Origin of the sequence: uncultured Campylobacter sp., from assembly GCF_937890585.1 — a bacterium.
In the GTDB taxonomy this organism is placed as follows: Bacteria; Campylobacterota; Campylobacteria; order Campylobacterales; family Campylobacteraceae; genus Campylobacter_A.
Genome location: NZ_CALACG010000093.1, coordinates 1 through 12,064 on the forward strand (window position 1 = coordinate 1; position 12,064 = coordinate 12,064).

Genomic DNA, 12,064 nt, shown 5'->3' on the forward strand with positions numbered 1-12,064 from the left:
ATCTAACCGGACACATCGTCACTTGCCGCGACGTGCCACATAGACGCGTAGTAGAGGAGAGTAGGGAGCTGCCAGTTGATATCAAAGGCGGCGCGATTTTGCACGCAGGGCCGATCATCAGAAAAACAGAAGATGGCGGTAAAGAGGGCTTTGAAATGGTCTCAGTAGGACCTACAACCAGCATGAGAATGGAGAAATTTGAGCGAGAATTTATCGCAAAAACTGGAGTTCGTCTCATCGTCGGTAAAGGCGGCATGGGTGAGGGCACGATGAGCGGTTGCAAGGAGTTTGGTGCTATTCACTGCGTGTTTCCTGCAGGCTGTGCGGTAGTGGCTGCAACGCAGGTCGAGGAGATCGAGAGTGCCGGCTGGACGGAGCTTGGTATGCCTGAGACTCTTTGGAAGTGCCGTGTAAAAGAGTTTGGTCCGCTAATAGTCTCCATAGACGCACACGGAAATAATCTTTTTGAGCAAAATAAGGTCAAATTTAACGAGAAAAAGGACGAGGCATTAGCTGAAATTTTACCGCAGGTAGGGTTTATAAAGTAGATAAATTTAGGCTCGGTTGTCTATAAATGCGCTTTAAAATTTACACTAAATTTAAAGCGCATTGTTTATCGCTGCTTCTAAAATTTCTCTAGTTTTTGCTGTGTGCTCGGCGCTAAGTTCTACTAGTTTTTCTAAATCTTTATTTTTGTAAGCTTCGAGTATCCCTCTATGCTCGGTATTTGACAGCTCGATATGATCTTTTTTATACATCAAAGATATTGAAACATAAGGGATGGCAGAGGATATTAAATTTTCTACGATAGCAAATGTCCTGCCACCTGCCTCACTCTCCCAAAAACACCTATGAAATTCACTATTTAATATCGCCCACTCATTTAAATCTTTACATTGTTCTATCTTTTTTTGGATGTTTGATGCTTTTTTATAACATTCATCGCTATATTTACTAAATCCATCTCTTATTAGCTTGGATTCTAGTAAAATTCTTAAATCATAAATTTCTTTGGCGTCTTTATAGCAAAGTCCTTTGACGATAGCACCTTTATAAGAGTCAAAGCTTATTAACCCTTCTGTGGTAAGAATTTTCAAAGCTTCTCTTACTGGTGTTTGACTAACGTTAAATTTTTTTGAAATTTCGTTTTGTGTAAGCCTAGTTCCGGACTTTATTTTACCATTTAGTATCTCTTGGCTTAGGCTGTGGACGATAAATTCTGTTGTGGTCATGGGGCGGCCTGAACTGCCATATGTCATTTACGTAGATCTCCCGTTTTTTGAGAATATTATACATAAAAATGACATATTGGTAGTCTAAGCACTAAAGATCTAAAAATTTTCAAATTCGTTCTTTATCTCTTTTAATGAGATCTTATTGGCTAGCAAAATTATTAAAAGTAGTCTTGCTTTAACTGCCGGTAGCCAGCCTGACATTATACATTTATTGTTTTGCAGGTCTATCTCTGAGCCTTTATATCCATATGTTTTTGTAGCGCACATTCCACTGCCAGTTTTAGACGAGACTATAACTGGTATTTTTAGTTTTTTTATCTCATCCATCATATCAAACGAGACGTGACCTGCGCCAAAGCCATCTATAACCATGCCTTCAAATTTAGACCCTCCTATAAGCTTGATAATTGAGCCGTCATTGTCCAGATAGCTTTGAACAATGGCTATTTTTGGAAGAGGTTTATCTGGTAATGTGTAAATTTTTCTCTTTACGGCACAAGTTATATATCTAGCTTCCCTTTCGACCACCATTCCTTGAACTCCTGCATTTACAGATATAAAAGTTTGTAATGAGAAAGTGTTGCTTTTATGCACCCATTTAGCACTATGAATAGTGTCGTTTAGCACTACTAAAACGCCTCTGTTTCTGCTTTCATCATCAAGTGCTGTAATGACAGAAGCATATATATTTCCAGCTCCATCAGCACTAATATCATCAGCATTTCTCATAGCTCCAGTCATTACCAGTGGAGCTTCTTCATCCCATATTAAATTTAAAAAAAACGAGCTCTCTTCTAAAGTATCGGTTCCTTGCGTTATCACGACACCCTTTGCTCCATTTTTTATTTGCTCTTTTGCCCATTTGTAAACTGAGATTATGTCGCTTAGTTTCAAGCTACCACTTGGTAAGGCTAGGATGGTTTGAGCATGTATTGTGGCCATATCTTTTAATACAGGAACTGCCGCGATCAAATCATCTGCGCTAAAACTAGGCTTTACGCCACCTTTTTTACCTCCTGCGCTCATGCATATAGTTCCACCCAATGCACCAATTGAAATTTTAGGTTTTGACATGTTTTCTCCTTTCTACTTTATATTTATAAAATTGTACCATTTTTTCAGAAATATATCAAATATTATATATAATATATTAAAAAAGACGCTATAATGCTATAAAAATTTATTATGAAAGGAGAGAAAAGATGTTAGTTGCTGCACAATGTATTATGGTATTAACATTGCTATTGATGATAAGTGGTAAAACTCCACTATACACAACCGCAATAGTTGGGTCAGCTATTAGTACGCTTGTGGCCGGTTTTCCTATTACTGGAGGCAAAGGTGTGATATCTTTGATGTCTTTAGTAAATGGTGGACTAAACCCTGTGATAGCTGATATGACAGGTATTTTGATGTTTATAGGTGTCATGCAGGCAAGTGGCTTTTTGGATGTTATAATTCGCAACATAGTAAAACTTGGTAACAAGCTGGGTGGCGGTGCTGGAGTTGCTACTGCTGGTGGTATAGCTGCAGGTGTAATAGGTATGCTTACTGGTTTTACTCAACCTGCAATTACAGCTGTTATCACAGGAACAGCATCTACCAAACTAGGGGTAGATCCGCACAGATCAGCAGGTATACATGGACACGCTGGCATACTTGGCAACTATGGTGGTTTTACTCATCCAACACAAGTTGCTGTTATAGCTGTTACAAATATAGGCTTTGGTCTTATAAATGTAATCGGCACGTTAGTTTCTCTTTGTGTTTTTGCATGCGCACTATTTAGACTAAGAAGAATGCAAAAAAGAGAAGGAATTTCTATCTCTAAAGAAGAGATGGAGAAAATATCAAAAGAATTTGAAATAAACAATAGCGGAATTCCTGCATGGAAAGCATTTTTGCCTTTTGTTATGCTATTTGCAGGATTTATATTGGGTTATCCAGTATTTATAGTAGGTATAGCAAGTGCTATCTTTACAATGCTACTATCTGCTTTGAGCTTGCAAGAAGGCGAGCATAATATGCTTGAAGGAGTTAGTAAAATAGCAACCCCATTAGTCGCAACAATAGGCTTTTTGTTTATGAGCGGTGTTATTAAACAAATAGGACTAGCTGCAGTTATCGGAGATATATTCACACCTATGCTCACCCATGCTCCGCTTCAAAGCATGCTTTTGGTTTCTGCTTTAGCAGGACTGGTCACACAAAGTAATGCAGCATCAGTAGCCATAACGATACCATTTTTGCAAGCCGCTCTTTCGCTGGGTACAGCAAGTCCGCTATCTCTAGCTGTCATGGCTGCTGGCGGTAGTGCTATGTTGCAATACTACCTAACAGGTGGTCCAGTCGCTGCTCTTGCGACAGTTATCCCTGTTATTCCAAATTCTGAACTTAAAGCTGCTAATAAATTTCAACGTCCAAATATGCTGTTTGGTTTAGCAGTATTGTTTGTGCTTTCATTTGTCTTTTCGATTTTTTAACACATATCGAGCTATCTTTTGATAGCTCGCTTGTTTTTATTAAAATAAACTACTTCAGCTCGCCCCAGTTTTTGGCGATATTTAGCGATGTTTTAAGTGGCACATTTAACGTGTAAATTTCTTCCATCGTCTTTTGTGTCGTTTCTCCAAATTCCTGCGCAAACTCATCTTTTACTTCAAATATTAGCTCGTCATGGATCTGAAGCAGCATTTTTGCGTTTTCATCTAAATTTGCTCTAACTTTTACCATCGCCATCTTGACAAGATCCGCCGCAGAGCCTTGAAAGACCGTATTTACTGCCTCGCGCTCAAACATTGCTATTTGCATAGGTGTGGCGCTTTTAAAGTCAAAGTAGCGCTTTCTGCCAAGCAGTGTCTGCACAAAGCCATCGTTTTTAGCTGAAATTTTTATGCTCTCCAAAAACTCTTTGATCGTCTCAAACGCCTTAAAATAGCGCTCTATATACTCTTTTGCCTCGGCTCTTGTGATATTTACTTGATTAGCGAGCTTGCTTGAGCCCATGCCGTAAATGAGGCCAAAATTTATACTCTTTGCCACGGCTCTATTTTGCCCGTCACTGCTACCAAATATGCTAATAGCCGTCCTTGCGTGGATATCCTCGTCATTTTTAAACGCCTCAAGAAGCGCAGGATCACGGCTAAAGTGAGCTAGCAGCCTAAGCTCGATCTGGCTGTAGTCAAGCCCTACAAAACTATACCCCGCGCGCGCCTCAAAGCACTCTCTGACATCCTTTGCGAGGTTGCCACGAGCCGGGATATTTTGTAAATTTGGATTTTTACTTGAAAGCCTGCCAGTGCTCGTGCCAGTTTGCAAAAAGCTCGTGTAAATTCGCGAACCCTCATCCTTTTTTGCAAGTGCTAAAAGTGGCTCGCAGTAGGTGCTTTGCAGTTTATATAGCTCGCGGTAAGCTAAAATTTTTTCTATCACCGGATGAGCGTCTATGAGCTCAGCTAGCACGCTCTCATCGGTGCTATATCCTGTTTTTGTCTTCTTTTTGGTCGGGAGCTTTAGGTGCTCAAAAAGTATGACGCCGAGCTGTTTTACTGAGTTTATATTAAAATTTTCGCCGCTTAGCTCGTAAATTTCACTTGTTAGTGCCTTTAGTTTGGTGTCGTTTTCAAGGATGAGCTTTTGCATCTTAGCTTCGTTTATCTTGATGCCGTTTTGCTCCATGTCAAAAAGCGTAAGGATAAATGGAAACTCGTGTGTGTCGGCAAGGGCGAGTAAATTTTTATTAAGCGTGTTTTGAAAGGTTTTATAAAATTTAAGCGTTATCCAAGCATCCTCAGCGGCGTATTTTGCGGCATTTTCTAGTGGCACGTCGCCAAAAGTTTGCCCTTTTTTGACCATATCTTCAAATTTGATCGTGTCGTAGTCGTAGAGCCTCTTTGCCAGTGCGTCCATGCCAACGCTCGAGTTTGGATCGCTAAGCCACGCAAGTATCATCGTATCTTTGAAATTTGCAGGCGGGTTTAGCCCAAGGTTGTTTTTCACGATCTCAAAGTCATATTTTAAATTTTGTCCGATCACGCAGCCTTTGTAAATTTGTCCTACCGCCCAAGTGGCAAATTTTAGGTCTATTTGCTTTGGCGCACCTAGGTAGTTGTGAGCTACTGGCACGTAGTAGGCGTCCTCGTCGTTAAAGCAAAAGCTAAAGCCAACGATCTTTGCGCTCTTGCTATCAACGCCCGTGGTCTCGGTATCAAAGGCGACGATGGTCTCTGGTGTGACGCTAGAGAGCAGTTTTTCGATGCTTGCCTCATCAAGTAGTAAATTTGCTCTAAAGCCAAGCTTAAATTCAGCATTTTCTTCTTTTTGCAAGCTCTTAAGAAGCCTGTTTAGATCGTATTCTTTTAAAATTTCTGAGATATTTATCAAAGGATTTTGCTCTGGAAATTTAGAGTGCTCAAGATCAAGTGAAGTGATCGCGTCATCAAAGAGCGTGGCTAGTTTTTTGCTCAAAAACGCCTCGTCTCTTGCAGCTGCTAGCATATTTTTGGTGCGCTCGTTTCTAAGAAGGGCTAAATTTTCATAAATTCCCTCTAAGCTACCATACTCGGCTAAAAGCTTCTTAGCTCCCACTGCGCCGATACCTTTGACGCCTGGTATGTTGTCTGAGCTGTCGCCAGCGATGGCTAGAAAGTCTCTCACCTGAGCTGGATAGACGCCATACTTTTCAAAGCAGCTAGCGCTATCGTGGTCGATCTTGCTTTGTGGGCTGTAGATGCTCACTTTGCCGTCTTCTATGAGTTGATAAAGGTCCTTATCGTGCGTGACTATTCGCACAAATATATCTTTATCTTTGCAAATTTTAACCGCACTTGCGATGATATCATCGGCCTCGTAGCCCTCGCGGCTAAGGCTGTAAAGTCCCATTTTTTCTATCATATCTATACAAACTGGCAGCTGCTCTTTTAGCTGAGCTGGCGGCTCGCTCCTGTTTGCCTTGTATTCGCCTAAAATTTCATGGCGCAGGGTCTTGCCCTTGCTATCAAGTGCGAAGATGAGGTAGTCGCTTTGGTACTCATCTTTTAGGCTCGCTATGAAATTTGCAAAGCCACTTATCATGCCGCTTGGTTTGCCCTCCCTGTTTTTAAGCCCGCTCATAGCATAGTAAAGCCTAAAAAAGAAGCCAAAAGTATCAATAATCGTAAGTGTTTTCATTCTCTATCCTTTTGTGCCATTTTATGAAATTTAGGCAAAAATTTGGCTGATTTTCTAAATTTATAAGATGCTAAAAACAAAGTGAGATTTTAAACGCAAAACAAATTTTAATCATTTAAAAGATATAATCTCGCCTAAAATTCAAACTAAATAATAGATAAATTTAAGGTAAAAAATGTTTATAGATAGCGTGAAATTAACCCTAAGCTCAGGCCATGGCGGAGCTGGTGCAGTAAGCTTTCGCCGCGAAAAGCACGTCATTTTAGGCGGTCCAGACGGCGGAGACGGCGGTGACGGCGGAGATGTCTATTTTGTCTGCGACAACAACACCCACACACTAGCAAACTACAAGGGTAAAAAGGCGATGAGAGCAAGCGACGGCGAGGCTGGCATGGGCAAAAGAATGACTGGCAAAAAGGGCGAGAGCCTAGAGCTCATCGTGCCACCAGGAACGGCAGTCTATGACGCGCAGACAAACGAGCTGCTTTGCGACATGGTAGAAGAGGGGCAAAGGACGCTATTTTTAAAAGGCGGCAAGGGCGGACTAGGAAATTTTCACTTTAAAAACTCTATCAACCAAGCCCCAGAATACGCTCAAAAGGGCATGCCAGAAGAGAGCGTAGAAGTTAGGCTCGAGCTAAAGCTGATAGCTGACGTGGGACTTGTTGGCTTTCCAAATGTCGGTAAATCAACCCTCATCTCAGCCGTCTCAAACGCCAAACCACAGATAGCAAACTACGAATTTACCACGCTTACGCCAAAGCTCGGACTTGTTGAGGTCGATGAGTTTAGCGGCTTTGTCATGGCTGATATCCCTGGCATCATCGAGGGAGCAAGTGATGGACGCGGCCTTGGCGTGCAGTTTTTAAAGCACATCGAGAGAAATAAAATTTTACTTTTCATGATAGATAGCGCAAACTACAGAAGCATGAGTGAGCAGTTTAGCGTGCTAAAAGAGGAGGTCGCTAAATTTTCAAGTGTGCTTGCTAGCAGGGACTATGCGATCGCTATCACCAGAGTCGATGCGGCAGAAAATTTAGATGAAAATATAAAAGAATTCATGAAAAGCATAAATTTAGAGCCAAATCAAGTTGGTAAATTTATCTATAAGCAAGACCTATACAGCTTTGACGCGAAAAAACCATACTTTGTTTTGCCGATCTCATCAGCGACAAACGAGAACATCGACGAGCTTAAATTTGCACTGCTTGAGCTACTAAAAAAGGAGCTTTGAGTTGCGACTTTTTAGTGCTTTGAACTTAGAAATTTAAGAGTATAAAATGAAGAAAATTTTTTGCATTGTGCTATTTTGTCTTGGTGCATATAGCTGTGATCCAGCGGATCCAGTATATATGTTTTTAGATTTTAATGACATAGATCGTGACGGCACGCTAAATTTAGATGAGTGGAGAGCATGTAAGGCGCCATCTGAACTAAAAATAGCGCCAGATCTATGCACTAGTGATGAATTTAAAAGGCTGGATCTTGATCGTAGTGGCAAAGTTAGCGTTAATGAGCTAAGAAATTTAGTATTGCAAAAGATTAGCTGGCAGAAAGATCCATGCGCCTCTTGGCCGCCAAGCAGGCAAAATGCAGATCAAAATAAAAGTCGTTGAAATTTAAAGGAAAGTGATGAACGTAGTTTTTATGGGGACGCCTGATTATGCTGTTAGGATACTTAGGCACCTAAAAGAAGCTGGCATTAATATAAAAGCAGTCTTTACCCAGCCTGATAAGCCAGTTGGCAGAAAGCAAATTTTAACCCCAAGCGAGGTCAAAATTTACGCGCAAAACGAACTAGCTGGAGTGCCAGTCTTTACACCACATACGCTAAAAGATGAGTCGATGGTTGCCGAGCTAAAGGCATTTGAGCCTAAATTTATTGTAGTAGCAGCTTATGGCAAAATTTTGCCACAAAGTGTGCTTGACGTGGCGACTTGTATAAATTTACACGCCTCGATCTTGCCAAAATATAGAGGTGCTAGCCCCATACAAAGCGCGATCCTAGCGGGTGAGAAGCAAACTGGCGTGACTGCAATGCTAATGGACGCTGGCCTTGATACTGGCGATATGCTAGACTTCATATACACGCCTTGCGAGACGAAGATGTCAAGCGAGCTTTTTAGTGAGCTAGGCGAGCTTGGTGGCGAGCTAATCGTAAGGGTGCTAAGAAATTTTGAAAATTTAAAGCCACAAAAGCAAGATGATGCGCAGACCTCGCACTGCAAAAAGATAAGCAAGAGCGACGGACTTTTTAGCTTTGACGAAGAGGCGGGGCAAATTTATAATAAATTTCGTGCGCTCACACCTTGGCCGGGGATTTATTTAGCAAGCGGGCTAAAAATTTTATCACTTGAGCTAAGCGACAAAAGTGGCAAAAGTGGAGAAATTTTAAGCGTAGAAAAAGATCACGTTGTGGTAGCTTGCAAGGGTGGGGCAGTCAAAATTTATGAGCTTCAAGAGCCAAGCAAAAAGCCAACAAACGCAAAAGCATATATAAATGGTAAGCGTCTTAGTGTTGGCGATGAATTAAAATAAATTTAAAGGAGCGGTTATGAAAAATGCGCTAAGTATAGCAGGTGTTGATCCAAGCGGTGGAGCTGGAATTTTAGCTGATATAAAGGTCTTTATAGCACACGGCGTATATGCGATGGGAGCGATCACAGCGGTCACTGCTCAAAACACAAAGGGCATATTTGGTATGCAGCTAGTTGAAACTAAGCTCATCGAGGATCAGATCAAGGCGATATTTGATGATATAAGAGTTGATGTGATAAAAATAGGCGTTGTCCCAAGCGTTGAGATCATCAAAAGCGTTGCAAAAACGCTAAGAGAGATCAAAAATTTACCGCCAGTCGTGCTTGACCCAGTTATGAGCTGTAAAAATGGCGACATCTGGCTAGAGGGCACTGCAAAAGACGCGATCGTGGAGGAGCTTTTCCCACTTGCGAGCGTGATCACGCCAAATATCTTTGAAGCGCGCGAAATTTTAAAGCGTGAGCTAAAAGGAGAGAGCGAGCTAAAAGAGGCTTGCAAGGAGCTTTTGAAATTTGGTACAAAGAGCGTCTATCTAAAGTGTGGCGAGCTTGACGGCAAGTCGCTTGATATATTTTATGATGGCAAGGAATATGAAATTTTTAGCGACGAGCGCATAAAAACAACCGCGACACATGGCTCAGGCTGTTCGCTATCAAGCGCGATCGCTTCAAATTTAGCAAATGGGCTTAGTCTAAAAGAGAGCGTGAAAAACGCGCATGATTATATCTTTAACGCTATTAAAAACGCGGTCATCATTGGCGGCGGACAAAATCCGGTAAATCACTTCTATAAATTTAAGGTGTGATTTGAAGGTTGAGTTTTTTCAAAGTCTGCCTTCGACGCAGGAATTTTTGGTAGAAGCCCTAAAAAACGGCGAGATAAAGCCACCGCACATGATCGTAGCGCACAATCAAACCAAAGGGGTCGGCAGCCGCGGCAACAGCTGGGAGGGGCTTGGCGGAAATTTATTTATGTCATTTTGCATAAACGAAGATGAGCTGCCAAGCGATATACCTCCGCCCTCGATCTCGATATATTTTTCTATGCTGATGCGTGAAGTCTTGAGCGAACTTGGCTCAAAGTGCTGGCTAAAATGGCCAAATGATTTTTACGTGGGCGGGCGTAAAATAGGCGGCACTTTGACAAATAAAGTGGATGAAATTTACATTTGTGGCATGGGGATAAATTTAGCTAGCGCACCCGAAAACGCGGGCATTTTAGACATAAAAGCTAGCGTAGAAGAGCTAGTTTGGGGCTTTGTTAGCATGCTTGATAAAAAGATTTTATGGAAGCCAATTTTTAGCAAATTTAGGATAGACTTTTGCAAGTCAAAAAGTTTTATTACGCATATTGCAAATAGAGCTGTTTCGCTTCAAGATGCTGAAATTTGCGAGGATGGAGCGATATTATTAAATGGGGAAAAGGTATATTCTTTAAGATGAGCGAGATAATAACAATAGCTAACCAAAAAGGCGGCGTTGGCAAGACCACAACGGCCGTAAATTTAGCCGCATCACTGGCGGTTGCTGAAAAAAAAGTATTATTAATAGACATCGATCCACAGGCAAATGCGACGACTGGACTCGGTTTTAGCAGAAGTGACTACGAGTTTAACATCTATCACGTCTTAACAGATAGGAAAAAGCTCTCACAAATAGTGCTAAAAACTGAGATCCCAACGCTTTTTCTAGCTCCATCAAACATCGGACTTGTCGGCATCGAGCAAGAATTTAACGATCAAAGCAAAGACTATAAATTAATCCTTAAAAATAAAATTTCAGAAGTTGTAGATGACTATGATTTTATCATCATCGATAGTCCTCCAGCACTTGGCAGCATCACGATAAATGCTCTTAGTGCAAGCGATAGTGTGATCATCCCTATCCAGTGCGAATTTTACGCACTTGAGGGCTTGGCGCAGATCCTAAACACAGTTAAGATCATCAAAAAAACGATAAATCCAAAGCTAAATATAAAGGGCTTTTTGCCAACGATGTTTAGCTCGCAAAACAATCTCTCAAAAGAGACCATTGCAAATTTAAAGCAGCATTTTGAAAATAAGCTCTTTAAGAGCAAAGACGGCAAGGACGAATTTGTAGTCGTTCCAAGAAACGTAAAACTTGCTGAAAGCCCAAGTTTTGGCAAGCCGGTGATACTTTATGATATAAAATCACCAGGCTCGATCGCGTATCAAAATTTGGCATATTGTATTTTAAACTAAAAAATAAGGAAAAAAATGGCGAAAAAAGGTGGATTAGGGCGCGGACTTAGCGCGATACTTGAAGATGTAGAGCAGGCCTACAGCAAAGAGATCGCAAATTTAAAAGACTCTGAGATAGTCGAAGAGATAAATATAGATGAAATTTTACCAAACCCATACCAACCAAGAACGCATTTTGACGAAGAGGCTTTAAAAGAGCTAAGTGCCAGCATCAAAAGGCACGGACTGATCCAGCCAATAATCGTCATCAAAAAAGATGACGGCTATATGCTAATAGCTGGTGAGCGTAGATACCGTGCTACAAAGATGCTTGGAGCAAGCAAGATAAAGGCGATCATCGCTGATATCAAGTCTCAAAATTTAAGAGAGCTTGCGCTTATCGAAAACATACAACGTGAAAATTTAAATCCAATCGAACTTGCAAAGTCATATAAAGAGCTTATAAACGAGTATAAGATCACACAAGATGGCCTAGCAAACATCATCCATAAGAGTAGAACTCAGATAACAAATACGATGAGGCTTTTGCTGCTTAGCGACTACACGCAAAGACTTTTGCAAGAAGACAAGCTCACGCAAGGTCATGCTAAAGTCATCGTAGGACTTAGCAGCGAAGAAGAAAAAATGGTTGTTGATACGATTATCGGACAAAAACTAAGTGTTAGAGATACAGAAATCTTAGTAAAAAAGATAAAAAATAAAGAAGAATTAGGCGATAAAATAGTAGTACAAGGTGGAACTTTTTATAATGATGCAGTTCTTAGAGCATTCGAGATATTATCAGAACGTGAGGTAATAAGACCTGATATAGCAGGTATAATGGGAGCTTTTGGCTGTGCTATTATATCAAAAAACAGATATAAAAAAGGATATGAAAGTAAGTTTTTAAAACCGGAACAAT

Annotated in this window: 12 protein-coding genes; 9 read left to right on the plus strand and 3 right to left on the minus strand. The window is 40.9% G+C overall.

Annotated elements, in window-relative coordinates; translation table 11 throughout:
• Positions 1–548: L(+)-tartrate dehydratase subunit beta (gene ttdB / locus Q0296_RS02590; RefSeq protein WP_298036183.1), on the plus strand; the 548-nt coding region annotated here is incomplete at its 5' end.
• Between the two features lie 51 nt (positions 549–599).
• On the opposite strand, the gene Q0296_RS02595 is transcribed toward ttdB, so the two are convergent.
• Together Q0296_RS02595 and Q0296_RS02600 are read right to left on the minus strand one after the other, a co-directional pair.
• Complete coding sequence (locus tag Q0296_RS02595) at positions 600–1,232, minus strand: GntR family transcriptional regulator (protein ID WP_298036185.1); 633 nt, start codon at positions 1,230–1,232, stop codon at positions 600–602.
• Positions 1,233–1,331: 99 nt separating this feature from the next.
• Positions 1,332–2,309, minus strand: a complete 978-nt coding sequence (locus Q0296_RS02600; protein ID WP_298036188.1) for an asparaginase — start codon at positions 2,307–2,309, stop codon at positions 1,332–1,334.
• 128 nt (positions 2,310–2,437) lie between these two features.
• Between Q0296_RS02600 and Q0296_RS02605 the strand changes: the two genes are divergently transcribed.
• Positions 2,438–3,718, plus strand: a complete 1,281-nt coding sequence (locus Q0296_RS02605) for a citrate transporter (RefSeq protein ID WP_298036191.1) — start codon at positions 2,438–2,440, stop codon at positions 3,716–3,718.
• Positions 3,719–3,767: 49 nt separating this feature from the next.
• Here the strand turns inward: Q0296_RS02605 and polA are convergent, their stop codons facing one another.
• Entirely contained in the window at positions 3,768–6,404 is a 2,637-nt protein-coding gene (gene polA / locus Q0296_RS02610; RefSeq protein WP_298036193.1) for a DNA polymerase I, read from the minus strand.
• Positions 6,405–6,579: 175 nt separating this feature from the next.
• On the opposite strand from polA, the gene obgE reads away from it, so the two are divergent.
• The 7 genes from obgE to Q0296_RS02645 all read left to right on the plus strand — a co-directional run.
• Positions 6,580–7,638, plus strand: a complete 1,059-nt coding sequence (gene obgE, locus Q0296_RS02615) for a GTPase ObgE (protein ID WP_149700821.1) — start codon at positions 6,580–6,582, stop codon at positions 7,636–7,638.
• A 46-nt stretch (positions 7,639–7,684) separates the two neighbouring features.
• Positions 7,685–8,020 (plus strand): hypothetical protein, encoded by a 336-nt coding sequence (locus Q0296_RS02620; protein WP_298036199.1) that lies wholly within the window; start codon positions 7,685–7,687, stop codon positions 8,018–8,020.
• 16 nt (positions 8,021–8,036) lie between these two features.
• The gene (gene fmt / locus Q0296_RS02625; protein WP_298036202.1) at positions 8,037–8,942 is read left to right on the plus strand and encodes a methionyl-tRNA formyltransferase; all 906 of its coding nucleotides are present in this window, start codon (positions 8,037–8,039) and stop codon (positions 8,940–8,942) included.
• Between the two features lie 16 nt (positions 8,943–8,958).
• The gene (gene thiD / locus Q0296_RS02630) at positions 8,959–9,747 is read left to right on the plus strand and encodes a bifunctional hydroxymethylpyrimidine kinase/phosphomethylpyrimidine kinase (protein WP_298036205.1); all 789 of its coding nucleotides are present in this window, start codon (positions 8,959–8,961) and stop codon (positions 9,745–9,747) included.
• A 1-nt stretch (position 9,748) separates the two neighbouring features.
• Positions 9,749–10,384, plus strand: coding sequence for a biotin--[acetyl-CoA-carboxylase] ligase (locus Q0296_RS02635; protein ID WP_298036208.1), 636 nt, complete (start codon positions 9,749–9,751; stop codon positions 10,382–10,384).
• Positions 10,381–11,163 (plus strand): AAA family ATPase, encoded by a 783-nt coding sequence (locus Q0296_RS02640; protein WP_012001330.1) that lies wholly within the window; start codon positions 10,381–10,383, stop codon positions 11,161–11,163. Before Q0296_RS02635 ends, Q0296_RS02640 begins: the two co-directional genes overlap by 4 nt.
• 15 nt (positions 11,164–11,178) lie before the next feature.
• A partial coding sequence (locus Q0296_RS02645) for a ParB/RepB/Spo0J family partition protein (RefSeq protein ID WP_298036212.1) occupies positions 11,179–12,064 on the plus strand: 886 nt, incomplete at its 3' end.